The sequence below is a fragment of the Streptomyces sp. NPDC054863 genome, from assembly GCF_053610825.1.
This window is the reverse complement of record NZ_JBSGZD010000101.1, coordinates 1-24,985: the sequence shown is the minus strand read 5'-3', so window position 1 is coordinate 24,985 and position 24,985 is coordinate 1. Positions and strand designations below refer to the sequence as shown.

At 71.1% G+C, this 24,985-nt stretch carries 13 protein-coding genes; 4 read left to right on the top strand and 9 right to left on the bottom strand.

The annotated features are described in order from the left end of the window. Positions 1-72: 72 nt before the first annotated feature. The 3 genes from ACWGIG_RS19510 (at position 73) to ACWGIG_RS19500 (ending at position 6,826) form a co-directional block, all read left to right on the top strand. Entirely contained in the window at positions 73-4,812 is a 4,740-nt protein-coding gene (locus ACWGIG_RS19510; protein ID WP_453322865.1) for an Lhr family ATP-dependent helicase, read from the top strand. Positions 4,813-5,054: 242 nt separating this feature from the next. Further along, positions 5,055-5,909: an Fpg/Nei family DNA glycosylase gene (locus ACWGIG_RS19505; protein ID WP_453322864.1), complete on the top strand. Its 855-nt coding sequence runs from the start codon at positions 5,055-5,057 to the stop codon at positions 5,907-5,909. Positions 5,910-5,941: 32 nt separating this feature from the next. After that, complete coding sequence (locus tag ACWGIG_RS19500) at positions 5,942-6,826, top strand: SDR family NAD(P)-dependent oxidoreductase (RefSeq protein WP_453322863.1); 885 nt, start codon at positions 5,942-5,944, stop codon at positions 6,824-6,826. Between the two features lie 554 nt (positions 6,827-7,380). Here ACWGIG_RS19500 and ACWGIG_RS19495 read toward each other — a convergent pair. The 9 genes from ACWGIG_RS19495 to ACWGIG_RS19455 all read right to left on the bottom strand — a co-directional run bounded on the left by ACWGIG_RS19495 (position 7,381) and on the right by ACWGIG_RS19455 (position 21,933). Then, positions 7,381-7,854 carry a Dps family protein gene (locus ACWGIG_RS19495; protein ID WP_453322862.1) on the bottom strand — a complete coding sequence of 158 codons (474 nt, stop codon included), beginning with the start codon at positions 7,852-7,854 and terminating at the stop codon, positions 7,381-7,383. Between the two features lie 162 nt (positions 7,855-8,016). Beyond that, positions 8,017-8,412 (bottom strand): helix-turn-helix domain-containing protein, encoded by a 396-nt coding sequence (locus ACWGIG_RS19490; RefSeq protein WP_398422421.1) that lies wholly within the window; start codon positions 8,410-8,412, stop codon positions 8,017-8,019. 109 nt (positions 8,413-8,521) lie between these two features. Continuing rightward, positions 8,522-9,046 carry a CinA family protein gene (locus ACWGIG_RS19485; protein ID WP_453322866.1) on the bottom strand — a complete coding sequence of 175 codons (525 nt, stop codon included), beginning with the start codon at positions 9,044-9,046 and terminating at the stop codon, positions 8,522-8,524. An 83-nt stretch (positions 9,047-9,129) separates the two neighbouring features. Further along, positions 9,130-9,789, bottom strand: coding sequence for a CDP-diacylglycerol--glycerol-3-phosphate 3-phosphatidyltransferase (gene pgsA, locus ACWGIG_RS19480; RefSeq protein WP_453322861.1), 660 nt, complete (start codon positions 9,787-9,789; stop codon positions 9,130-9,132). Then, positions 9,786-11,285: a 30S ribosomal protein S12 methylthiotransferase RimO gene (rimO, locus tag ACWGIG_RS19475; protein ID WP_453322860.1), complete on the bottom strand. Its 1,500-nt coding sequence runs from the start codon at positions 11,283-11,285 to the stop codon at positions 9,786-9,788. Before rimO ends, pgsA begins: the two co-directional genes overlap by 4 nt. Positions 11,286-11,424: 139 nt before the next feature. Then, the gene (locus ACWGIG_RS19470; protein ID WP_453322859.1) at positions 11,425-12,258 is read right to left on the bottom strand and encodes a helix-turn-helix domain-containing protein; all 834 of its coding nucleotides are present in this window, start codon (positions 12,256-12,258) and stop codon (positions 11,425-11,427) included. Between the two features lie 255 nt (positions 12,259-12,513). Further along, positions 12,514-15,399, bottom strand: a complete 2,886-nt coding sequence (locus ACWGIG_RS19465; protein WP_453322858.1) for a DNA translocase FtsK — start codon at positions 15,397-15,399, stop codon at positions 12,514-12,516. 166 nt (positions 15,400-15,565) lie between these two features. After that, the gene (locus tag ACWGIG_RS19460; RefSeq protein WP_453322857.1) at positions 15,566-16,249 is read right to left on the bottom strand and encodes a response regulator; all 684 of its coding nucleotides are present in this window, start codon (positions 16,247-16,249) and stop codon (positions 15,566-15,568) included. A 287-nt stretch (positions 16,250-16,536) separates the two neighbouring features. Continuing rightward, positions 16,537-21,933, bottom strand: a complete 5,397-nt coding sequence (locus ACWGIG_RS19455; protein ID WP_453322856.1) for a HAMP domain-containing protein — start codon at positions 21,931-21,933, stop codon at positions 16,537-16,539. Between the two features lie 401 nt (positions 21,934-22,334). Between ACWGIG_RS19455 and ACWGIG_RS19450 the strand changes: the two genes are divergently transcribed. Then, the gene (locus ACWGIG_RS19450; RefSeq protein WP_453322855.1) at positions 22,335-24,974 is read left to right on the top strand and encodes a SpoIIE family protein phosphatase; all 2,640 of its coding nucleotides are present in this window, start codon (positions 22,335-22,337) and stop codon (positions 24,972-24,974) included. Positions 24,975-24,985 lie beyond the last annotated feature (11 nt).

The following is a 24,985-nucleotide window of genomic DNA, read 5'->3' as shown; positions in this document are numbered from 1 at the left end:
GCCGCGGCGCGTGAGCCCCGCCGGCGCCCCCGTCACCACCGCGTTGTCAGTGGCGCGGTGCACGATGGGGACATGGCCAAGACCGCGCTCGATTCGTTCTCCCCCGCGACCAGCAGCTGGTTCACGGGAGCCTTCCGTACGCCCACCCCGGCGCAGGAAGGCGCCTGGCGGGCCATCGGCGAGGGTGCGGACGTGCTGGTCGTCGCACCGACCGGCTCGGGCAAGACGCTCGCCGCCTTCCTGGCCTCGCTCGACAGGCTCGCGTCCACCCCGCCGCCCGCGGACGCGAAGAAGCGCTGCCGGGTGCTGTACATCTCGCCGCTGAAGGCCCTCGCCGTCGACGTCGAGCGCAACCTCCGCAGCCCGCTGACCGGCATCCGCCAGGAAGCCGTGCGCCTGGGGCTGCCCGAGCCGGAGATCCGGGTCGGCATCCGCTCCGGCGACACCCCGCCCGCCGAGCGCCGGTCGATCGCGACCAGGCCGCCGGACATCCTGATCACCACTCCCGAATCGCTGTTCCTGATGCTCACCTCCTCCGCGCGCGAAGCCCTGGAGGGCGTGGAGACGGTCATCCTGGACGAGGTGCACGCCGTGGCGGGCACCAAGCGCGGGGCACACCTCGCCCTGTCGCTGGAGCGGCTGGACGAGCTGCTGCCCCGGCCCGCCCGCCGGATCGGCCTGTCCGCGACGGTCCGCCCGGTCGACGAAGTGGCCCGCTTCCTGTCCCCGCAGCGCCGGGTCGAGATCGTCCAGCCGCCGTCGGGCAAGGTCTTCGACCTGTCGGTGGTGGTGCCCGTCGAGGACATGGGCGAGCTGGGCGGCTCCCCCGCCAGGGACGACGACCAGGGCGACAAGCCCTCCATCTGGCCGCAGGTGGAGGAACGGATCGCCGACCTCGTCCAGGCGCACCGCTCGACGATCGTCTTCGTCAACTCCCGCCGCCTCGCCGAGCGCCTGTGCAACCGGCTGAACGAGATCGCGTACGAGAGGGCCACCGGCGAGGCCCTCCCCGAGGGGGGCTCCCCCGCCGAGCTGATGGGCCAGTCAGGGGCCGCCCAGGGCGCGCCGCCCCTGCTGGCCCGGGCCCACCACGGCTCGGTCTCCAAGGAGCAGCGTTCTCTCGTCGAGGAGGACCTGAAGGCGGGCCGGCTGCCCGCCGTCGTCGCCACATCCAGCCTCGAACTGGGCATCGACATGGGCGCGGTGGACCTGGTGATCCAGGTCGAGTCGCCGCCGTCGGTCGCCTCCGGTCTCCAGCGCGTGGGCCGCGCGGGACACCAGGTGGGCGCGGTGTCGACCGGTGTCGTCTTCCCCAAGTACCGGGGCGACCTGGTCCAGGCGGCCGTGGTCACCGAGCGGATGCGCAGTGGCTCCATCGAGTCCCTGCGCGTCCCGGCCAACCCCCTCGACGTTCTGGCGCAGCAGCTCGTCGCGACGGTCGCCATGGACACGTGGCAGGCCGACGACCTCCTCGCGCTGGCCCGCCGCGCGGCCCCCTTCGCCTCGCTGCCCGAGTCGGCGTTCACCGCCGTCCTCGACATGCTCGCCGGACGCTACCCCTCCGACGCCTTCGCCGAGCTGCGCCCGCGCGTCGTCTGGGACCGCATCGCCGGTACGGTCACGGGCCGGCCGGGAGCGCAGCGGCTCGCGGTCACCTCGGGCGGCACCATCCCCGACCGCGGTCTCTTCGGCGTCTTCCTGGCCGGGTCCGACCCGAAGAAGGGCGGCGGCCGGGTCGGCGAGCTCGACGAGGAGATGGTCTACGAGTCCCGCGCGGGCGACGTCTTCACCCTGGGTACGACGTCATGGCGCATCGAGGACATCACCCGCGACCGGGTCCTGGTCTCCCCCGCCCCCGGCGTGCCGGGCCGACTCCCCTTCTGGAAGGGCGACCAGCTGGGCCGCCCGCTCGAACTGGGCCGTGCGCTCGGTGCGTTCCTCCGCGAGATCGGCGGACTGGCCCCCGACAAGGCCCGCACCCGGCTCCGGGCCGCGGGCCTGGACGACTGGGCCGCCGACAACGTGCTGTCCTACCTCGACGAGCAGCGCCGCGCGGCGGGTCACGTCCCGGACGACCGCACGATCGTCGTCGAGCGGTTCCGCGACGAGCTGGGCGACTGGCGGGTCGTCGTGCACTCCCCCTTCGGCGCGCAGGTGCACGCCCCGTGGGCGCTGGCGCTCGGCGCCCGGCTCTCCGAGAAGTACGGCATGGATGCCCAGGTGATGCATGCCGACGACGGCATCGTGCTGCGCCTGCCGGACGCGGACCTGATGGGGCTCGACCTGATGGGCCTGGACCCGCTGGACTCTCCGGCGCGGCCCCCGGGCACCGAGTACGACACCGACCAGGCCCCGATCAGCGCCGCCGACACCCTCTTCGACAAGGGCGAGGTCGCGCAGATCGTCACCGACCAGGTCGGCGGCTCCGCACTGTTCGCCGCCCGGTTCCGCGAGTGCGCGGCCCGCGCGCTGCTGCTCCCCCGCCGCAGCCCCGGCAAGCGCACCCCGCTCTGGCAGCAGCGCCAGCGCGCCTCCCAGCTCCTTCAGGTGGCCAGTGAGTTCGGCTCGTTCCCGATCGTCCTCGAAGCGGTCCGCGAGTGCCTCCAGGACGTCTTCGACGTGCCGGGTCTGACCGAGCTGATGGGCGACATCGAGGCCCGCCGGGTCCGCCTCGTCGAGGTCACCACCCCCGAGCCGTCCCCCTTCGCCCGCTCCCTCCTCTTCGGCTACGTCGCACAGTTCCTGTACGAGGGCGACTCGCCCCTCGCCGAGCGGCGCGCCGCCGCGCTCTCGCTCGACTCCCGTCTCCTCGCCGAGCTGCTCGGCCAGGCGGAGCTGCGCGAACTGCTCGACGCGGACGTCCTGACCCAGCTGGAGCAGGAGCTCCAGTGGCTCACCGAGGACCGCCGCATCAAGGATGCGGAGGGCGTCGCCGACCTGCTGCGTGTCCTCGGCCCGCTCACCGGCACCGAGTTGGAGGCGCGCGGCGCGGACACCCGGTGGCCGCAGGACCTCGCGGACGCACGCCGCGTGATCCGGGTCCGTATCGCCGGTACGGACCACTGGGCGGCGATCGAGGACGCCGGCCGACTGCGCGACGCACTCGGCACGGCGCTCCCGGTGGGTGTCCCGGAGGCGTTCACCGAGCCCGTCAAGGACCCCCTCGGCGACCTTCTCGCCCGGTTCGCCCGCACGCACGGACCCTTCACGTCCACCACTGCCGCCGCCCGCTTCGGCCTCGGCGCCGCGGTCACGGACGGCGCCCTGCACCGTCTGGCCGCGGGCGGCCGTGTCGTCCAGGGCGAGTTCCACCCCTCCGGCATCGGCCAGGAGTGGTGCGACGCCACGGTCCTGCGCCGACTGCGCCGCCGCTCGCTGGCCGCCCTGCGCCAGGAGCTCGAACCGGTCGCACCCGCCGCCCTGGCCACCTTCCTCCCCCAGTGGCAGCACTACGGCAGCAACGGCCTGCGCGGCATCGACGGCCTGGTCCGCGCCGTGGAACAGCTGCAGGGCGCCGCCGTCCCGGCCTCCGCCCTGGAAAAGCTCGTGCTCCCCTCCCGCGTCGCGGGCTACAGCCCGGCCCTCCTCGACGAACTCACCACCACCGGCGAGGTGCTGTGGGCGGGCGCGGGCGCCCTGCCCGGCAAGGACGGCTGGGTCTCCCTCCACCTCGCCGACACCGCACCGCTGCTCCTCCCGCCACCCCACCCGCTTGAGCTCTCCGCGCTCCACGAGTCCGTCCTCGCCACCCTCTCCGGCGGCTACGGCCTGTTCTTCCGCCAGATCACCGACCAGGTCCGCGCCACCACGCACCCGGACGCCACCGACCCCCAACTGGCCGACGCCGTCTGGGACCTGGCCTGGTCCGGCCGTCTCACCAACGACACGCTCGCCCCACTGCGCGCCGTCCTCGGTTCGGGGCGTACGGCGGGCGCCACGGCCCACCGTGCGAAACGCACGGTCCCGCGCGGCCGTTACGGCTCCCTCACCGGAGCCGCCCGCCCCGTCTCCCGCACCGGACCGCCCACGGTCGCGGGCCGCTGGTCCCTGCTCCCCGCCCCCGAACCCGACCCGACCCACCGGGCCCACGCCCTCGCCCGCACCCTCCTCGACCGGCACGGCGTCGTCACCAGGGGCGCGGTCGCCGCCGAGGGAGTGGAGGGCGGCTTCTCCGCGATCTACCGCATCCTCGCCGCGTTCGAGGACAGCGGGCAGGCACGGCGGGGTTACGTCGTCGAGGGCCTGGGCGCCGCCCAGTTCGCGATGGACGGCGCGGTCGACCGGCTCCGCGCGGCGGCGACGGCGCGTGAGCGCGCCGAGGGCGACGCACCGAACCGGGCCGTCGTCCTGGCCGCCGCCGACCCCGCCAATGCGTACGGCGCGGCACTGCCCTGGCCCGAGCCACCGGCCGGAGTGAGCCACAAGCCCGGCCGCAAGGCCGGGTCCCTGGTCGTGCTGGTCGACGGCGAGCTGACCCTCTACATGGAGCGCGGCGGCAAAACCCTCCTCGCCTGGCCGGCGCACCCGGACCTGCCGCAAACCCCCGTCCCCGGCCACCCCCCAGCCTCCCCGACCACCCCAGCCTCCTTGACCACTCCGAACACCCGGGGTGCCCCTACCGCCCCGGACGCCCCCGACGACCGCCTCCGCGCCGCAGCCGACGCCCTCACCGCGGCGGCTCGCGCGGGGGCTCTCGGCACGGTCACCGTCGAGCGCATCAACAACACACCCGCCCTCACCTCCCCCCTCGGCCGCACCCTCGAAACAGCCGGCTTCCACGCCACTCCCAAAGGCCTCCGCATGCGCCCCTGAGGCTCCTTCTCACCCAAAACGCCCGCAGAGGCCACGCCCTACCCAACGCACCCACGAGGGCCCCACCACCCGGCCCCGCCCAGTCCCCAGCCCGCACGCCCCCGGCCCGGCCACGCCCCGCCTCGAACCCGGCCCACTCGCCCCACGACACCGCCCCGGCCCGCACGGCCGCCCTCCCACCCCGACCACCCGCACCTCACTCCCCCAGCCCCCTCCCCGCCATTTCCCCCCATCATGGACACATGCCCGAAGGAGACACCGTCCGGCAAGCGGCCCACCGCCTGCACACCGCCCTCGCCGGTCGCCCCCTCACCCACGCCGACCTGCGCGTTCCCCGCTTCGCCACCGCCGACCTGGACGGCCGCACGGTCCTCGACGTCATCTCGTACGGCAAGCACCTCCTCACCCGTATCGAGGGCGGTCTCACCCTCCACTCGCATCTCCGGATGGACGGCTCCTGGCGGATCTACGCCCCCGGCGAACCCTGGCGCGGCGGCCCCGCCCACCAGATCCGCGCCGTCCTCCAGAACACCGAGGCCACCGCCGTCGGCTACCGCCTCCCCGTCCTCGAACTCCTCCGTACCGCCGACGAAGCCTCCGCCGTCGGCCACCTCGGCCCCGACCTCCTCTCCCCCGACTGGGGCACCGCGCTCCAGGACCGAGCCGTGCGCAACCTCCTCGCCGCCCCCGACCGGCCCCTCGGCGAAGCCCTCCTCGACCAGCGCAATCTCGCGGGCATCGGCAACGTCTACAAGTCCGAGCTCTGCTTCCTCGCCCGGGTCACCCCCTGGCTCCCGGTCGGCGCCCTCGCCCCCGACGTCCCCGCCCGCCTGGTCGCGACCGCCCACCGCCTGCTCGACGCGAACAAGGACCACCCCGACCGCCGCACGACAACCGTCCCGCGCACCTCAACCACCACCCGAGCCGCCCCGTCCTCCCCCTCCACCCGCGTCACCGACCGCCTCTACGTCTACGGCCGGGAGTCCCGCCCCTGCCTCCGTTGTGCGACGCCGGTCCGCAAGGCCGACCAGGGCGACGGAACCCGCGACCGCCCGACCTACTGGTGCCCGAACTGCCAGTCCGGTCCCACCAATTGACGCACCGTCAGATTCGCTCGTACGGTCGGACCATGGCTCTCCCCGTACGACTCCAGGCGTACGACCTCACCGGCCGCACCGCATTCGTCACCGGCGCCGCGAGCGGCATAGGCCGCGCCACCGCCGAGCTGCTCGCCGAAGCGGGCGCCGTCGTCCACTGCGCGGACCGCGACGAGGCGGGCCTGGCCGAGACCGCCCGCCGCATCGCCAAGACCGGCGCCGTCGCGGTCACCCACACCCTCGACGTGACGGACCGCACCCGCCTCCGGGAGGCCATGGCGGCCACCGACCGCGTCGACGTCCTCGTAGCCGCCGCCGGAATCATGCACTTCAGCAGCGTCCTGGACACCACCGACGAGGACCTCGACCGAGTCCTCACCGTCAACTTCAAAGGAGTCCTGTACGCCTGCCAGGAAGCAGCCCGCACCATGCTCGCGGCGAACCCCGGGGCCGCCGGCAGTCGCCGATCCGGCCCCGAAAGCCCCAGCACCCCGGGCACCCCCGAGACCCCCGAGACCCCCGAGACCCCCGAAGCCCCCGTCGCCCCCAGGCCCCCCGGCAGCATCATCACCATCGCCTCGGGCGCCGTCGACTCCGCCAACGCCGGCCTGTTCTGTTACAGCGCAGCCAAGGCCGCGGTCGTCCAGTTGACGAAGACCCTCGCCACCGAACTGGGCCCGCACGGCATCCGCGTCAACGCGGTCGCCCCCGGCTGGGTGCGTACGCCCATGACCGATCGCCACGACGCCACGCTCCAGCACAGCGCCGAAGCCGCCATGACCCGCATCACCCCGCTCGGCCGCGTCGGCGAACCCGAGGACGTCGCACACGCCGTCCTGCACCTGGCCTCCGACGCCGCCGCCTTCACGACGGGCCAGATCCTCCGCCCCAACGGCGGCGTCGCCATGCCTTGGTGAACGAGCCTCGCTTCTGAGCCACCCACCCAGAAGAAGCCCCCCGCCCAGGCGGCACCCGACCAGAAGAGTCCCCCCGTCCAAGTGGAGCCCCCCGCCCAGAAGGTGACACCCCCTTAGAATCGCCCGCCCGCCCAGAAGCACCCGCCCGCCCGCAAGAGTCCCCCTGCACCCCCACCACCGTCCGTTCCCGAGCCCGCATCCTCCCCGGACCCCGAGCCGCCACGTGTACCGGCAGCAGGCTCAGCCCCCATCCCCCGGCAGCCACCGCCCCCTCCACCACGCCCGTTCCCTCGGGCACCAGCAGCAGCCTCAGCACCGCCCACCACCACACCCCGCCGAGCACCAGCCCCAGCGCCCCCAGCAGCAACACCCGACGCCCCCGCGGCCCCCGGCTCCCCCAGAACTCGCGCCGCACCATGGCTGCCTCCTCCGGCCGACGCTAGACGCGGGCTTTCCCGTACGGCAGGGCGCACCGGGCGCAACAGGAGCGCCCGAAGCACTCACCGCGCACCCGGCGCACGCCTGGCCCCGTACGGATCACACCGTCACGCGCCCTACGCGGCGCTCTCCGCCTGGAACATCCACGCGTGCTTCTCCAGGTCGGCCGTCAGCCCGATGATCAGGTCCTGGGTCACCGGGTCCGGGTCACCGGTCGCGGCGATGCGCTCGCGCATCCCGACGATCACCGCGCCGAGCGCGTCCACCAGGATCCGCACCGCGTCGGTGTCCTTGATCCAGCCCGTCGGCGCCTCCTTGACGGCGCTCGAAGCGGCGACCGTGCCGGCCCGCCCGTCCGCGTTGATGCCGAGCGCGGACGCCCGCTCGGCGACCGAGTCGGAGTGCAGTCGGGCCGAAGCCACCACGTCGTCGAGCTGAAGGTGTACGGAACGGAATCGCGGTCCCACCACGTTCCAGTGGACCTGCTTGGCGACCAGCGACAGGTCGACCAGGTCCACCAGCGCGCCCTGCAGCGCCTCGCCGACGACCTTGAGGTCGGCCTCGGGCAGGGTGCTCTTCACGACAGACATGGAGTGTCCTCCTCAGAAATAACAGAAACCTGCATCAGCACCCCCAACCCTGCCATAACTGATCCAATCCGGTCATTCGGGGTATAAAAAAGACCGGAGCCCCGACCGACCCGCAGAACGGGATCGGCCGGGGCTCCGGCACGTGCAGCACTACTTCATTCGTTAGGCAGCGACGACGTCCACCGCTTCCGCAGGTGCCTTGATCGTCACTCGCTCGGTCGGCACACCGGACACACCGGTCACCGACGTCACGGAGACCGAATTGAGCATCGGTCGTACTGGCTGGCGCACCGGCGTCTCGCCGGCCGCAGCCGACGCAGCCAGTTCGGCCAGGGAGAGTTCGTCGCTCACTTCCCGCATGAGCTCGGACATCCGTACATCAAGCGCGTCGCAGATCGCGGAAAGCAGCTCGGAGGATGCCTCCTTCTGCCCCCGCTCCACCTCGGAGAGATAGCCGAGCGAAACCCGGGCGGACGAGGAGACTTCGCGCAGAGTACGGCCCTGGCGCTGGCGCTGCCGACGCAGCACGTCACCCAGCAGGCGACGGAGCAGAATCATCGGTGGCTCCCTCCTCGGACCGCGTAGCCGCATCCTTCACGCCCCACCGTACCGCCTCGCGGTGCGGCCGTGCGGGGAGCGATGTCGTGTTCACTCAGGGCTGCAAACATCAAGTTCCCCCGTTGTGTTCCGTATCCTGTGCCCGCGCATTTTCGACCAGTTCACCTGCGAGCAGCTCGAAAACTCCCCGCACACTCTCTCTACGAATGTCCGAACGGCTGCCGTTCAACCGCAGCGCGGCCACTTTCCCGACCCCGCCGGGCCCCGCGACCGCCACGAAAACCGTGCCGACGGGCTGTCCGTCCTGCGGTTCGGGCCCCGCGACACCGGTCGTGGAGATCCCCCAGTCGGCCCCCAGCACCCGCCGCACGCCCTCCGCCATCTGCCGCGCGACCCCGGCGTCCACCGCGCCGCGCGCCCGCAGCAGGTCCGGCGCGACGCCGAGGATGTCCCGCTTCAGCTCGGTCGCATAAGCGGTCACGGACCCCCGGAAGACCTTCGAGGCGCCGGGCACGCCCGTGAGCTCGCCCGCCACCAGCCCTCCGGTCAGCGACTCCGCGACCGCAAGGGTCTCCCCCCGCGCACCGAGCACCGCCAGAACCCCAGCAGCCCCCTCCGCACCCGGCCCGCACACCGGCCCCGGCCCGGAAACCGCGCCCGGCTCGGAGACCGCACCCGCACCCGGCCCGGAACCCGCACCCGAAGCAGAACCCGAACTCACCGAGCGGACCGCTCCGCCGCAAGCCCCGCCCGCCGCAGCACGACCGCCTGCCGTACGTAGTCGAGCCCGGTGACCACGGTCAGCACCACGGCCACCGCCATCACCCACCACCGGAACGTCGCCAGCGGCCCGGTCAGCGCCAGCACGTACATGCCGACCGCCGTGCCCTGCGCGAGCGTCTTCATCTTGCCGCCGCGGCTGGCCGGAATCACTCCGTGCCTGATCACCCAGAACCGCATCAGCGTGATCCCGAGCTCACGGAAGAGAATCACCCCGGTCACCCACCAGGACAGATCGCCGAGCCCCGAAAGGCAGATCAGACCCGCCGCCATGATCGCCTTGTCCGCGATCGGGTCGGCGATCTTCCCGAAGTCCGTGACCAGGTTGTACGTACGCGCCAGATGTCCGTCGAAGACGTCCGTGATCATGGCGACGGCGAACGCCGCCCAGGCCCACGCACGCCAGATCGGGTCGTACCCGCCGTCGGCGAGCAGCAGCATCACGAAGCCCGGCACGAGCACCAGCCGCAGCATCGTCAGGATGTTGGCGATGTTCCACAGACTGGCCTGGCTCACGGCCGCAGCTCCCAGCTTTCCGCCGGTCACCGGCGTCGACCTGCCGGTACCGCCCGTCGCGGACGCCGGGATTCCGCTCATCTGGCCGCCTCCTCAGGGACCTCGCTGGTGCTGTCGTCGCCTGCACCGGGCAGCGGCTCGGCGACGAGGTCCACGCCCTCGGTACCGACCACCTTTGCCACGACCATACGACCGGGCGTCAAGCCGTGGCTGGTCGTGAAGACCACCTGGCCGTCCGTCTCCGGTGCCTGGTGCGCCGCACGGCCGACCGCACCGTCCTCCTCGTCGATGGACTCGACGAGCACCTCCAGCGTCTCGCCGAGCCGCTCCTCCGCCCGCTGGCTGGTCAGCTCCTCCGCGAGCCGCGAGATGTGCGCGAGACGCTCGGCGATCACGTCGTCGTCCAGCTTGTTCCCGTACGTCACCGCCTCGGTGCCCTCTTCGTCCGAGTAGCCGAACACGCCGATGGCGTCCAGGCGCGCACCGGTGAGGAAGCGTTCCAGCTCCGCGAAGTCCTCCTCGGTCTCGCCGGGGAAGCCCACGATGAAGTTGGAGCGCACACCGGCCTGCGGCGCCTTGCTGCGAATGGTCTCCAGGAGCTCCCAGAACTGCTCGGTGGACCCGAAGCGGCGCATCGCGCGCAGCACGCCGGGCGCCGAGTGCTGGAAGGACAGGTCGAAGTAGGGGGCGACCTTCGGCGTCGACGTCAGGACGTCGATGAGACCCGGCCGCATCTCGGCCGGCTGGAGGTAGCTGACGCGGACCCGCTCGATGCCCTCGACCTCGGACAGCTCGGGCAGCAGCGTCTCCAGGAGCCGGATGTCGCCGAGGTCCTTGCCGTACGAGGTGTTGTTCTCGGAGACCAGCATGACCTCCTTGACGCCCTGCTCGGCCAGCCAGCGCGTCTCCTGGAGCACGTCGCTGGGGCGTCGCGAGATGAAGGAGCCGCGGAAGGAGGGGATGGCGCAGAACGAGCAGCGCCGGTCGCAGCCGGACGCCAGCTTCACCGAGGCGACCGGGCTGGTGCCCAGGCGGCGGCGGAGCGGCGCGCGCGGGCCCGACACGGGTGCGACACCGTCCGGAAGGTCCGCGGGGGCCGGAGCGGCCTCCTGCGCGTGACCCGGCAGCGAGACGTCGGCGGACTGGCGCTCGGCGGGGCTGATCGGGAGGAGCTTGCGCCGGTCGCGCGGGGTGTGGGCCTCGATGCTGCCACCGCCGAGGATGGTCTGGAGGCGGTTGGAGATGTCGGCGTAGTCGTCGAAACCGAGCACGGCGTCGGCCTCCGGCAGGGCCGACGCGAGGTCCTTGCCGTACCGCTCGGCCATGCAGCCCACGGCGACGACGGCCTGGGTCCTGCCGTGATCCTTCAGATCGTTGGCTTCGAGCAGGGCGTCGACGGAGTCCTTCTTGGCGGCCTCGACGAATCCGCAGGTGTTGACGACTGCGACGTCCGCGTCCGAGGCGTTCTCGACGAGGTCCCAGCCGTCCGCTGCCAAGCGGCCTGCCAGCTCCTCCGAGTCCACCTCGTTACGGGCGCAGCCAAGAGTGACAAGGGCGACGGTGCGGCGTTCGGGCATGGACTCAAGACTACTTTGTCCCGGCGCACGCCCGGGCCGCGAGGGGCCGCCACGACGCCCCTCGCGGAACTACCCCTTCCCGACCTGCGACGACGTACGGACAGGAGGTACGACATGACCTTCGCCGCACGGGCGTCGATCAGCCCGCCGCGGGGTCGCCCCTGGTGTACGTGAGCCGCTCGACCTGGCCCGGCTGGAAGTCGTCCTGGACCTCCTTGCCGTTCACGAACAGCTGGATCGCGTCGGCGTCGCCGAGCACCACGTCGAGCTGCTCCGGGTCGGTGAAGGTCTTCGAGTCGCCCTTCTTGAGGAATCCGTCGAAGAGCAGCCGGCCGTTCTGCGCCCGGGCGGAGATCCAGCTCTTGCTGCCGGTCGCCACCATCTTGACCGTGACGCGGTCCTTCGGGGCCGCCGCGATGGCGCTGTCCGTCGGGTCGGGCTTGGGGTCGGCGGGCTTGGCCGGACCCTTGGTGGGGGTGGGCTTCGGGGCGGGCGCGGTGGCGGTGGCACCCTCGGCGACGCTGCGGGTGCCGTTCGGCTTGTCGTTGCCGCTGAACATCGTGAAGCCGACGAAGCCGACCACCGCGACGATCGCCGCGACCATCGCGGCGGTCCAGTTGGGCCTGCGCGGCTCGGGCCTGATCCGCTCCGCCTCGAAGAGCGGGGCGGCGGGCGTCGGGGCGGGCCGTCCGCCGTGTTCGCCGTCGTACTGCGCGACGAGAGCGGAGGCGTCGAGTCCGACGGCGCTCGCGAGCGTACGGATGTGGCCGCGGGCGTAGACGTCGCCGCCGCAGCGGGAGAAGTCGTCCGCCTCGATGGCGTGGACGATCGGAATGCGCACCCGGGTCGACGTACTGACTTCATCGACCGTCAGACCTGCGGCGATCCGGGCCTGCTGGAGGGCACGACCGATCGAGGGCCGGTCGTCTTCAGGTGCGTTGCCGGGAGAGTCTGGAAAGTTGCCGATGGACACGGGGGCGCCTTTCGAGCGTGAGCCACCTGCTGGAGGTTCAGTCTAGGGGGGTGACGAAAGGGTGGGGCAAGCGGGAGAGCCGTCTTTGTACGCCATCGGAACGGCCCGGCACCCCGAAGGCACCCCGGCGCCGCCCACGGTGCCACCGCTGACGGACCATGACGCCTCCCCTCCCTCAACTGGACGTAAGCACAAGGGAAACGGTTGCCTCTGATCTCGTACGAGTGAGTCTTGTCGGGCCGTATGAAAGGAGGCTTATGAAGGAGACTCTCCCCGGATCACGTCCAGTACGCCATCCAATTCATCCGGCTTCACGGACACGTCGCGTGCCTTGGACCCCTCGCTCGGCCCCACGATGCCCCTGGACTCCATCAGGTCCATCAGCCGGCCCGCCTTCGCGAAGCCGACCCGCAGCTTGCGCTGCAGCATCGACGTCGACCCGAACTGGGTGGAAACGACCAGCTCAGCGGCCTGGCAGAGCAGATCGAGGTCGTCGCCGATGTCCTCGTCGATCTCCTTCTTCTGCTTCGTACCGACGACCACGTCCTGCCGGAAGACCGGGGCCATCTGGTCCTTGCAGTGCTGGACGACGGCCGCGACCTCGTCCTCGGTGACGAAGGCGCCCTGCATACGGGTCGGCTTGTTGGCCCCCATCGGCAGGAAGAGGCCGTCGCCCTTGCCGATCAGCTTCTCGGCGCCCGGCTGGTCGAGGATGACCCGGCTGTCGGCGAGCGAGGAGGTGGCGAAGGCGAGCCGGGACGGCACGTTCGCCTTGATCAGACCGGTCACGACGTCCACCGAAGGACGCTGCGTGGCGAGCACCAGATGGATGCCGGCGGCGCGGGCCAACTGGGTGATGCGGACGATCGAGTCCTCGACGTCGCGCGGCGCGACCATCATCAGGTCCGCCAGCTCGTCGACGATGACGAGGAGGTACGGGTAGGCCTGGAGCTCCCGCTCGCTGCCCTCGGGCGTCTTGAGCTTGCCGCTGCGGACGGCCGCGTTGAAGTCGTCGATGTGCCGGTAGCCGAAGGCCGCCAGGTCGTCGTAGCGCAGGTCCATTTCCCGTACGACCCACTGGAGCGCCTCGGCGGCCCGCTTCGGGTTGGTGATGATCGGGGTGATCAGGTGCGGGATGCCCTCGTAAGCGGTCAGCTCGACCCGCTTGGGGTCGACGAGCACCATCCGTACGTCCTCGGGGGTGGCCCGCACCATGACCGAGGTGATCAGGCAGTTGATGCAGGACGACTTTCCGGAGCCGGTGGCTCCGGCGACCAGGACGTGCGGCATCTTCGCCAGGTTGGCCATCTCGTAGCCGCCCTCGACGTTCTTGCCGAGCGCCACCAGCATCGGGTGGTCGTCCTCGGCGGCGTCCGCGAGGCGGAGCACGTCGCCGAGGTTGACCATTTCGCGGTCGCTGTTGGGGATCTCGATGCCGACGGCGGACTTGCCGGGGATCGGCGAGATGATCCGTACGTCCGGTGAGGCCACCGCGTACGCGATGTTCTTGGTCAGTGCGGTGATCTTCTCGACCTTGACGGCCGGGCCGAGCTCGACCTCGTAGCGGGTGACCGTCGGGCCGCGGGTGAAGCCGGTGACGGCCGCGTCGACCTTGAACTCCATGAAGACGTTGGAGAGGGACTCGACGACCGCGTCGTTGGCCGCGCTGCGCGTCTTGCCTGGCCCGCCGCGCTCCAGCAGGTCCAGGGAGGGCAGGGAGTACGTGATGTCGCCGGCGAGCTGGAGCTGCTCCGCGCGCGGCGGCAGTGAGGCGGACTCCTTCGGCGGCTCCTTGGTGAGGTCGGCGGCGCGCGACGGCGGGGAGTCCAGCCGGGCGCCGACCGGACGCGCCCGTTCCGGAGCCTTGGCCGGAGGTTCCGTCGGTGCGGAGGCGGCGGACGGGTCGGCCGGGGCCGGTGCGGCCGACGACACGGCCTCCCGCGCCGACGGCACGGACGACGTCCGCTCCTGGTCCTGCGAGACCCCCTGCGTGAGGTCGCGGACGATCGGCGACGGCGGCAGCCCGTTCATCACCGCGCCGTCGAGCGCGGCGGCAGCGGCTGCGGCCACGTCCACCGCGTCCAGCGGCCGGGCGAACTGTGAGGGCTGCACGGAAGGCGCCCTGCGGGGCCTGCGGCGCCGTCCCAGCGCCTCTTCCTCCGCCGCGTCCTGGTCGTGCTCCGGCGCTTCGCTCCGGCGCGCAGAGGGCCGCTGCGAGCCCGCCGGAAGCGCTTCGCGCCACTGCTCGTCGTAGCGCTCGTCGTCCTCGTGCCGCGCGGCGTGCTGTGCGGCGATCTCCTCCGGCCGTGGCTCGATGATCCCGAGCCGCACGCCCAGCTGCCGCAGCCGCTGCGGAATCGCGTTGACCGGCGTCGCCGTGACCACCAGCAGCCCGAACACCGTGACGAGGAGCAGCAGCGGTACGGCCAGCACCTCGCCCATCGTGAAGGTCAGCGGCATCGAGGCCGCCCAGCCGATCAGTCCGCCCGCGTCCTGCATCGCCTCACTGCCGGCGTCGCGCCCGGGCGAACCGCACGCGATGTGCACCTGCCCGAGCACGCCGATCGCCAGCGCGGACAGCCCGATGACGATCCGTCCGTTGGCCTCGGGCCGCTCCGGATGCATGATCAGCCGCACGCCCATGATGCCGAGCAGCAGCGGTACGAGCAGGTCGAGCCGTCCGAAGGCGCCGGTGACCAGCATCTGCACCAGGTCGCCGACAGGACCGCGCAGATGTGCCCAGGTCCCGGCCGCGACGATCAGCGCGAGGCCGAGCAGCAGGAGCGCGAGCCCGTCCTTGCGGTGCGCCGGGTCGAGGCCCTTCGCGCCACGCCCTATGCCACGCAACATCGCTCCGACTCCGTGTGCGAGACCCAGGTAGGCGCCGCGCGCAAGCTTGTAGATGCCCCCGGTCGGAGACGGCGCGGGCTTGGGCGCCGGCCTGGCCGCCTTCTTGGCGGGGGCCTTCTTCGCCGGGGCCGACTTCTTCGCCGCGGGTTTCGCCGCGGTTTTCTTCACCGGTGGTTTCGCGGCGGCCTTGGCGGGCGCCGCCTTCTTCGCAGCGCCCGGCGTACGACCGGCGCGCGGCTTCGCGGTGCCCGTCGTGCTCTGGGAACCCTTGCCGGACGTACGTGAGGCCATGGGGCTAGAGGTTACCGGTGGAGACGCCGAGCGACACGTGTGCCTACGGCACCACCCGTACGTGTCGCCCTGTGCACAGTGGGAAATTGACGCGCCGACAGTCCCTCGCCCGATGCTGCGACTGCCCCGCGGCCGGCACCTCGCCGACCGCGGGACTGCCGCACCGTCAGTTCTGCGACGGGAGTGTCCCCGTGCCGCCACCCGTACCCGGCTCCAGCGCGTCGAGCGCCCGGCGCAGGCCCGTGAGTTTGCGCTCCAGGTGTGCGGCGGTGGCGACGGCCGCGGCGTCCGCCGAGTCGTCGTCGAGCTGCTTGGAGAGCGCCTCCGCCTGCTCCTCGACCGCCGCGAGCCGTGCGGACAGCTCGGCCAGGAGGCCGACGGGCTCCTTGACCGCTCCCGCGTCCACCCGGTTCGTACCCTCCAACTGGAGGCGCAGCAGCGCTGCTTGCTCCCGCAGCTGGCAGTTCTTCATGTACAGCTCGACGAACACCGAGACCTTGGCGCGGAGCACCCACGGGTCGAACGGCTTCGAGATGTAGTCCACCGCGCCGGCCGCATAACCCCGGAAGGTGTGGTGCGGACCGTGATTGATCGCGGTGAGGAAGATGATCGGGATGTCCCGCGTCCGCTCCCGCCGCTTGATGTGCGCGGCGGTTTCGAATCCGTCCATGCCCGGCATCTGTACGTCCAGCAGGATGACCGCGAAGTCATCAGTAAGCAGTGCTTTGAGCGCTTCCTCCCCTGACGATGCCCTCACCAGTGTCTGATCGAGCGCGGAGAGAATGGCCTCCAGCGCCAACAGATTCTCCGGCCGGTCATCGACCAGGAGGATCTTGGCCTTCTGCACCATGGCCCGTCCTCCTCGCCCCGGCAGTGCACCGGGCGCCGCCCCGGAGGACGACTCCCTTGCGTCGCCCGTCCTTGTGCCGGTCATGGTAGCCGTACCCACCCGGTCGCCACACCCTGTCACCGCGATGTCACTGTGCACGTAGCAGAAACGCATCGGGAGACCAGAAGGTTCCCCGAATACCGTGCTCTCACACGCCGTCGGCCACACTCAGTCAACACGACTGCCCGCGACCGACGCCCGCCTGCCCCCACCGTACGGTCGCCGGAGCGCCCGTACGGCGGACGGGCTCACTCCTCCCCGCGCATCCACTGTTCCATCACACCGAGCAGATGGTCCGGGTCGACCGGCTTCGTCACGTAGTCGGAAGCACCCGAGTCGATCGCCTTCTCCCGGTCGCCCTTCATCGCCTTGGCGGTGAGCGCGATGATCGGCAGCCCGGCGAACTGCGGCATCCTGCGGATCGCCGTCGTCGTCGCGTAGCCGTCCATCTCCGGCATCATGATGTCCATCAGCACGACCGTCACATCGTCGTGCTGCTCCAGGACTTCGATGCCCTCGCGCCCGTTCTCCGCGTACAGCACCGAAAGGCCGTGCTGCTCCAGGACGCTGGTGAGCGCGAAGACGTTGCGGATGTCGTCGTCGACGATCAGCACCTTCTCTCCGGAGAACCCGAAGGTCCGCCGCTCCTCGGGCGCCGTCTCCTCGCTCTGCTGCCCCACCCACGGATCCTGCGGCGTGCTGCTCGCAGCCGCCGCCGGCTGGCCGGGCAGCGCGGGCCGCTGCTCGGTCGCGCCGAGTGCCTTGCGGCGGCGCCGGAAAAGACCGGCGGGTCCGGTCTGCGGGTCGTTGCGTACGACACCGAGGTGGTACGGGGTCTCCGTCGGCTCCGACGCGTCCTGCGCCGCCGCCCGGCGCGGCAGTTCGATCCCGCCGGGAGCGAGCTGCGGGTAGCCCTGGGGCGGCAGTTCGCTCGGGTGCAGCGGCAGATACAGCGTGAACGTCGAGCCGCGGCCCGGTTCGCTCGCCGCGTGGATCTCGCCGCCGAGGAGCCGGGCGATCTCCCGGCTGATGGACAGGCCCAGGCCCGTACCGCCGTACTTCCTGCTGGTCGTGCCGTCGGCCTGCTTGAACGCCTCGAAGATGACGCGCATCTTGCTGGCCGCGATGCCGATGCCGGTGTCGGTGACCGAGAAGGCGATCAGGTCGCCGTCGACGTCCCGCAGCGACCCGGCTTCGAGCAGCTGCTCACGGATCTCGTGCGGTACGTCGGAGTTGGCGGGCCGGATCACCAGCTCGACGGCGCCGGTGTCGGTGAACTTCACCGCGTTGGACAGCAGGTTGCGCAGCACCTGGAGCAGGCGCTGCTCGTCGGTGTGCAGGGTGGCGGGGAGCTCCGGCGAGACCCGTACCGAGAAGTCGAGTCCCTTCTCCGCGGTGAGCGGCCGGAAGGTGGCCTCCACGTAGTCGACGAGCTGGACCAGGGCGATCCGGGTCGGCGACACGTCCATCTTGCCCGCCTCGACCTTGGACAGGTCGAGGATGTCGTTGATCAGCTGGAGCAGGTCGGAACCGGCCCCGTGGATCGTTTCGGCGAACTCGACCTGCTTCGGGGAGAGGTTCCCGTCGGCGTTGTCGGCGAGCAACTTGGCCAGGATGAGGAGGGAGTTGAGCGGCGTGCGCAGCTCGTGCGACATGTTCGCCAGGAACTCCGACTTGTAGCGCATGGAGACCGCGAGCTGCTCGGCCCGCTCCTCCAGGACCTGCCTGGCCTCCTCGATCTCGGTGTTCTTCACCTCGATGTCGCGGTTCTGCCGGGCCAACTGCTCGGCCTTCTCCTCCAGTTCGGCGTTGGACTCCTGGAGGGCCTTCTGCCGGTTCTCCAACTCCTCGGAGCGCTCGCGCAGTTGCTCGGTCAGCTCCTGCGACTGCTCAAGGAGGACCTCGGTCTTCGTGTTGACGCTGATCGTGTTGACGCTGGTCGCGATCATTTCCGCGATCTGGTTCAGGAAGTCCTTCTGGATGTGTGTGAACGGCTGGAACGACGCCAGCTCGATCACCCCCAGGACCTGCCCCTCGAAGAGCACCGGCAGCACGATCACATGCGCGGGCGGCGCCTCCCCGAGCCCCGAGGAGATCTTCAGGTACCCCGGCGGCACCTTCACCTGGATGGTCCGCTTCTCCTCGGCCGCCGTCCCGATGAGGGTCTCCCCCGGCCGGAAGACGGTCGGCATCGCGCCCGTGGAATAGCCGTAGCTCCCGCGCATCCGCAGCTGGTACGGGCTGTCCACCTCCGCACCGACCTCGGCCCCCTTGACCGCCGACGCCCCCGAAGGAAGCGCCAGGAAGAACGCGCCCTGCTGGGCCGAGACCACCGGAGTCAGCTCGCTCATGATCAGCGAGGCGACGTCGTCGAGGTCCCTGCGGCCCTGCATCAGACCGGAGATCCGGGCCAGGTTGCCCTTGAGCCAGTCCTGCTCCTGGTTGGTCTGGGTGGTGTCGCGCAGGTTGGCGATCATGGTGTTGATGTTGTCCTGGAGCTCCTGGATCTCGCCCCTGGCATCCACGTCGATCTTCAGGCTGTGGTCGCCGCGGGTGACCGCGGTGGCGACGGCCGCGATGGCCCGCACCTGACGGGTCAGGTTCCCGGCCATCTCGTTCACCGATTCGGTGAGGTCGCGCCACGTACCGTCGACGTCCCGCACCCGTGCCTGCCCGCCCAGCTGCCCGTCGGTGCCCACCTCGCGGGCCACCCTGGTGACCTGGTCGGCGAACGAGGACAGCTGGTCGACCATCGTGTTGATGGTGTCCTTCAGGTCCTGGATCTCGCCCCGGGCGTCGATGTCGATCTTCTTGGTGAGATCACCCTTGGCGATGGCGGTGGTGACGGTCGCGATCTGCCGCACCTGGCCGGTGAGGTTGGAGGCCATCGAGTTCACCGACTCGGTGAGGTCCTTCCACGTACCGGCGACACCCGGCACCCGCGCCTGACCGCCCAGCTCGCCCTGCGTGCCCACCTCACGGGCCACCCGGGTCACCTCGTCGGCGAACGACGACAGCGTCCGCACCATGGTGTTCACCGTGTCGGCCAGCTCGGCGACCTCTCCGCGCGCCTCGACGGTGACCTTCTTCGTCAGATCGCCGTTGGCGACCGCGGACGAGACCCGGGAGATGTTGCGCACCTGGGAGGTCAGGTTGTTCGCCATGAAGTTGACGTTGTCGGTGAGTTCCTTCCAGATGCCGGTGACTCCGCGCACCCGGGCCTGACCACCCAGGATTCCCTCGGTGCCCACCTCGCGGGCGACCCTGGTCACCTCGTCGGCGAAGTTGGAGAGCTGGTCGACCATCGTGTTCACGGTCGTGACGAGGTCGAGGATCTCGCCCTTCGCGTCGACGGTGATCTTCTTCGACAGGTCGCCCGTGGCCACCGCGGTGGTGACCTCGGCGATGTTGCGCACCTGCGACGTCAGGTTGTTGGCCATGAAGTTGACGGACTGGGTGAGGTCCTTCCAGGTGCCGCTGACGCCCTGGACCTCGGCCTGACCGCCGAGCATGCCCTCGGTGCCCACCTCGCGGGCCACCCGGGTCACCTGCTCCGCGAAGTTCGAGAGCTGGTCGACCATCGTGTTGAGGGTGTTCTTCAGCTCCAGGATCTCGCCGCGGGCGTCCACGTCGATCTTCTGCGACAGGTCACCGCGCGCCACCGCCGTGGCGACCTGCGCGATGTTGCGCACCTGGGCGGTGAGGTTCCCGGCCATGCCGTTCACCGAGTCCGTCAGATCACGCCACACACCGGCGACACCGGGCACCTGCGCCTGGCCGCCGAGCCGCCCCTCCGTACCCACGTCGCGGGCGACCCGGGTCACCTGGTCCGCGAAGGCGGACAGCTGGTCGACCATCGTGTTGATGGTGTTCTTCAGCTCCAGGATCTCGCCGCGGGCGTCCACGTCGATCTTCTGCGACAGGTCACCGCGCGCCACCGCCGTCGTGACCTGGGCGATCTGCCGCACCTGCGACGTCAGGTTCCCGGCCATGAAGTTGACGGAGTCGGTGAGTTCCTTCCACGTACCGCTGACGCCGTCGACGCGCGCCTGACCGCCGAGCCGTCCCTCCGTGCCCACGTCGCGCGCCATCCGCGTGACCTGGTCGGCGAACGACGACAGCTGGTCGACCATCGTGTTCACGGTGTTCTTGAGCTCCAGCATCTCGCCGGAGACGTCGACGGTGACCTTCTGCGACAGATCGCCGTTGGCGACCGCCGTCGTCACCTGCGCGATGTTCCGCACCTGGCCGGTGAGGTTGCGGAAGGCCGTGTTGACCGAGTCCGTCAGGTCCTTCCACGTACCCGCCGCACCCGGCACCTGCGCCTGCCCGCCCAGCTGCCCCTCGACACCGACCTCACGCGCCACGCGGGTCACTTCCGAACCGAAGGACTGGAGCTGCTCCACCATCGTGTTGACGGTGTTCTTCAGCTCCAGCATCTCGCCGGCCACGTCGACGGTGACCTTCTGCGACATGTCGCCGTTGGCGACCGCCGTCGTCACCTGCGCGATGTTGCGCACCTGGTCCGTGAGGTTGCGGAAGGCCGTGTTGACCGAGTCCGTCAGGTCCTTCCACGTACCCGCCGCACCCGGCACCTGCGCCTGCCCGCCCAGCAGTCCCTCGCCGCCGACCTCGCTGGCGACCCGGGTCACCTCGTCCGCGAAGGTACGCAGCGTCTCGGTCATCTGGTTGATCGTTTCGGCCAGCTGCGCGACCTCGCCGCGCGCGTTCACCGTGACCTTCCGCGACAGGTCGCCGCTCGCGACGGCCGTCGTCACCTCGGCGATCCCCCGCACCTGGGAGGTCAGGTTCCCGGCCATGAGGTTGACGGAGTCGGTGAGGTCCTTCCACACCCCGGCCACACCGGGCACCTGCGCCTGCCCGCCGAGTTCGCCCTCGGTGCCCACCTCGCGGGCCACCCGGGTCACCTCTGACGAGAACGACGACAGCTGGTCCACCATCGTGTTCACGGTGTTCTTCAGCTGGAGCATCTCGCCGGCCACGTGCACCGTGACCTTGCGCGACAGATCGCCCTTGGCGACCGCCGTCGTCACCAGCGCGATGTCCCGGACCTGTGCGGTCAGCCGGTACGCCATCGTATTGACGGAGTCGGTGAGGTCCTTCCACGACCCGGACATGCCGCGCACCTGCGCCTGCCCGCCCAACTTGCCCTCGGTACCGACCTCCAGGGCGACCCGCGTCACCTCGTCGGTGAACGCGGACAGCTGGTCGACGAGGTTGTTGACCGTACGCCCGACCTTGAGGAACTCTCCCCGCAGCGGGTGCCCGTTGCCCTCCCCGCCCTGCGACCGCAGCTCCATCCGCTGTTCCAGGTCGCCCTCCGCCACCGCGGACAGCACCCTGCCGACCTCGGACACCGGTCGTACGAGGTCCTCGACGAGCGCGTTGGAGGCGTCGATCGCCGTCGCCCAGGAGCCCTCGCAGGCCCCGGTCTCCAGCCGCTCGGCCAGCTTGCCCTCCCGGCCGACCATCCGCCGTACCCGTGCCAACTCGCCCGTCAGATGCAGATTCCGATCGGCCACCTCATTGAAAACAGCGGCGATCTCCGACATCACTCCGTCGCCGGAGACCGTCAGCCGCTTCCTGAAGTTGCCGTCCCGCATCGACACCAAGGCGGTCAGCATGCGGTTCAGCGCAGCCGTGTCCACCTCGGTTGTCCCATTGTTCCGGGACCGTCCGCCTTTTGTGCGCGTGCTCTTGCCCCGCGCCGCCACGCCAGACTCCACCGTGTCCCTCCCGCAGGGATCGACCGTATTTCCCGGGTCTTCGCTAGAAGCTTTCCCAGTCTTCCACCTTGACGCACTGCCTTGTCCGACACTCGGTGTTGTCCGACACTCGGTGCGTGACGCCCCGGACGTCAAATCGTTGAAGCCTACAGCCACCGCACCGATTCCTCCCCCGCGCACGCCCGGTCGCACCCAGTCAGGACGCAGTGGCACAGCACCGCTGCCGACGGTCTAGCCTGGCAGAGCGAATCGAAGCCGCGAGAAACGGGCACAGGACTCGGGGAAGCGACGAACACCACATGGGGAGTGCTGTGATCACGGCGCGGGCGGCTGCCACTTTCGACCCTGTCGGGCGGTCGGTCGCGACTGCCCGTGCCTTCGTACGGGACACGCTCCAGGGCTGGGGGCATTCCGAGCTCGTCGACGACGCGGTGGTCCTCACCAGCGAACTCGTCACCAACGCCGTCGTCCACGCAGGCACCCAGGCCGACGTCCTGTGCCTGCGCACCGAAGTGGGCATCCGCGTCGAGGTCGGCGACCGCTACCCGGAGCGCGAGGTCCCCCTCCAGGGCACCGGACTCTCCCTCGGCGGCCCGGACCGCGAAGGCGGCCGGGGACTCCTCCTCTGCGCGGCCCTCGCCTCCAAGTGGGGCGTCGAGTACACGCCCACCCAGAAGCACGTCTGGTTCCAACTCGACCTCCCGCAGCGCCCGGTGGGCACCCGTCTCGCAGGTCCGGTCCTCACCGACGCCATGCTCCCGGTCGCCGACGGCCGCATCCGCGTCGCGGTCGTCCAGATAGACCGCACCGGCGCCATCGCCTCCTGGAACGAGGACGCCGAGGACCTCTTCGGGTACGCCCCCGAGCAGGTCACCGGCAAGCCCCTCACCGACCTCGCCGCCTGGCCGCAGACCCCCGGCATCGGCACCGGCATCGCCGAGGCCCTCCAGATGTCCCGCTGGGAGGGCAGTTACGGCATCCGCGGCGAAGACGGCCGCGTCGTCCCCGTCTACGCCTCCCACCTGCGCGTCCGGGACAACGAGGGCGAGCCGTCCACCGTCTGTCTCCTGGTGCGCGACGTCGAGCGCGCCGTCCTCGCGACCCCGCAGCGTCCACCGTCCGTCGACTCCGCAGGCGGCAGCCATCCCGAGGGAAGGACCGCGGACCCCTTCGAGGTCTTCATCGGCTCCCCCGCCCCCGACGACCTCGACGGCCTCCTCCAGCGCACGGTCGAGCGCGCCCGCGACATGCTCGACGCGGACTCCGCGTTCCTCCTCCTCGCCACCGACGACGAGACGGAGCTGGAGGTACGCGCCACCACCGGCCTGCCCTCCGCCCGCCAGCGCTTCGCCCGCGTCCCCGTCGAGGCCGGCACCGGAAGATACGGCTCCGCCCGCATGCCCGCCGTCCACGAGGACCTTGCGGCCGTCCCCGGAGCCGTCCCGCTCCTCAACGGCACCGGAATGCGCTCCGTCGTCACCGTCCCCCTGAAGGTCGAGGGCCGCCTCACCGGCTCCCTCGGCGTCGCCGCCGAAGCAGCGGGCCGCTACACCAACGAGGAGGCCCTGCGCCTCCAGTTCGCCGCCGACCGCATCGCGCTCGCCGTCGAGTCCGCCCGCCTCGGCGAGCTCGAACGTCTCCGCCGGGGTTCTCTCTCCTTCCTCGTCGAGGCCTCCGACCTCCTCGCCGGCACCCTCGACCGGGACCAGACCCTCGCCCTCATGGCGCAGATGACGGTCCCCACCCTCGCCACCTGGTGCGCCGTCTACACGATCGCGGACCAGGCCTCCGACCCGTACCTCTCGTACGTCCTGCACGAGGACGAGGAGCGCATCGACGGCCTCAAGGCCCTGCTCTCCAAGATCAGCCCGCCGGACCCGGTCCCCACCCCCGGCGCCCGCATCTGGAACGCCCCCGGCGAAGCCGCCCACCAGGCCGCCCTGCGCACCTCGATGCGCAGCCTCGGCCTCGGCTCGACCCCGCACCTGGGCTCGGGCATCGGCACCACCCTCGCCACCGCCGCCGCGGTCGGCGGCGAGACCGTCGTCCTCCCCCTGGTCGCCCGCAACCGCGTCATCGGCATGCTGACCCTCGGCAAGCCCACCGACGACCACTTCCGCCAGGAGATCCTCGAACTCGCCGAGGACCTCTCCCGCCGTGCCGCTCTCGCCCTGGACAACGCCCGCCTGTACTCGGAGCGCATGGCCATCAGCCAGTCCCTCCAGCGCAGCCTGCTCCCTCCGGAGCTCCCGCACATCCCGGGCGTCGAGGTCGAGGTCATCTACCGCGCCGCGGGCGAAGGCAACGAAGTGGGCGGCGACTTCTACGACCTGTTCCCGATCCGCGACGGCGCGTACGGCTTCGCCATCGGCGACGTCTGCGGTACGGGCCCCCAGGCCGCCGCAGTCACCGGCCTGGCCCGCCATGCCCTGCGCCTGCTCGCCCGCGAGGGCTTCGGCGGCCCGGCGGTCCTGGAGCGCCTCAACGCGGCGATCCTCGACGAGGGCGAACGCAGCCGCTTCCTGACCCTCCTCTACGGCGAGCTGTGGCCGCAGGAGGACGGCAGCGCCATCCTCAAGATCGTCTGCGCGGGCCACCCCCTCCCCCTGCGCCTCCGCCCGGACGGCACGGTCACCCCCGCCGCCGAACCGCAGCCCCTCCTCGGCGTCATGGAGGACCTGGAGCTCTACGAGGAGACCATCACCCTCGATCCCGGCGACGTCCTCCTGTGCGTCACCGACGGCATCACGGAGCGCCGCGAGGGCACCCGCATGCTCGGCGACGACGGCCTGGCCGAAGTCCTCGCCGGCTGTACGGGCCTGACGGCCGGCGCCGTCGCCGCACGCGTCCTGCGCGCCGTGGAACGCTTCGCCGCCGAACCGGCATCGGACGACATGGCCATCCTCACGATGCGCATCCCGGAGCCCTTGAAGCAGTAACTCCCACCCGG

What these genes read in the sequence shown, in the direction of transcription:
- ACWGIG_RS19510 (WP_453322865.1), top strand. Translation starts at nt 73, where the DNA reads ATGGCCAAGACCGCGCTCGATTCGTTCTCCCCCGCGACCAGCAGCTGG.
- ACWGIG_RS19505 (WP_453322864.1), top strand. Translation starts at nt 5,055, where the DNA reads ATGCCCGAAGGAGACACCGTCCGGCAAGCGGCCCACCGCCTGCACACC.
- ACWGIG_RS19500 (WP_453322863.1), top strand. Translation starts at nt 5,942, where the DNA reads ATGGCTCTCCCCGTACGACTCCAGGCGTACGACCTCACCGGCCGCACC.
- ACWGIG_RS19495 (WP_453322862.1), bottom strand. Translation starts at nt 7,854, where the DNA reads ATGTCTGTCGTGAAGAGCACCCTGCCCGAGGCCGACCTCAAGGTCGTC.
- ACWGIG_RS19490 (WP_398422421.1), bottom strand. Translation starts at nt 8,412, where the DNA reads ATGATTCTGCTCCGTCGCCTGCTGGGTGACGTGCTGCGTCGGCAGCGC.
- pgsA (WP_453322861.1), bottom strand. Translation starts at nt 9,789, where the DNA reads ATGAGCGGAATCCCGGCGTCCGCGACGGGCGGTACCGGCAGGTCGACG.
- rimO (WP_453322860.1), bottom strand. Translation starts at nt 11,285, where the DNA reads ATGCCCGAACGCCGCACCGTCGCCCTTGTCACTCTTGGCTGCGCCCGT.
- ACWGIG_RS19465 (WP_453322858.1), bottom strand. Translation starts at nt 15,399, where the DNA reads ATGGCCTCACGTACGTCCGGCAAGGGTTCCCAGAGCACGACGGGCACC.
- ACWGIG_RS19460 (WP_453322857.1), bottom strand. Translation starts at nt 16,249, where the DNA reads ATGGTGCAGAAGGCCAAGATCCTCCTGGTCGATGACCGGCCGGAGAAT.
- ACWGIG_RS19455 (WP_453322856.1), bottom strand. Translation starts at nt 21,933, where the DNA reads ATGCTGACCGCCTTGGTGTCGATGCGGGACGGCAACTTCAGGAAGCGG.
- ACWGIG_RS19450 (WP_453322855.1), top strand. Translation starts at nt 22,335, where the DNA reads ATGGGGAGTGCTGTGATCACGGCGCGGGCGGCTGCCACTTTCGACCCT.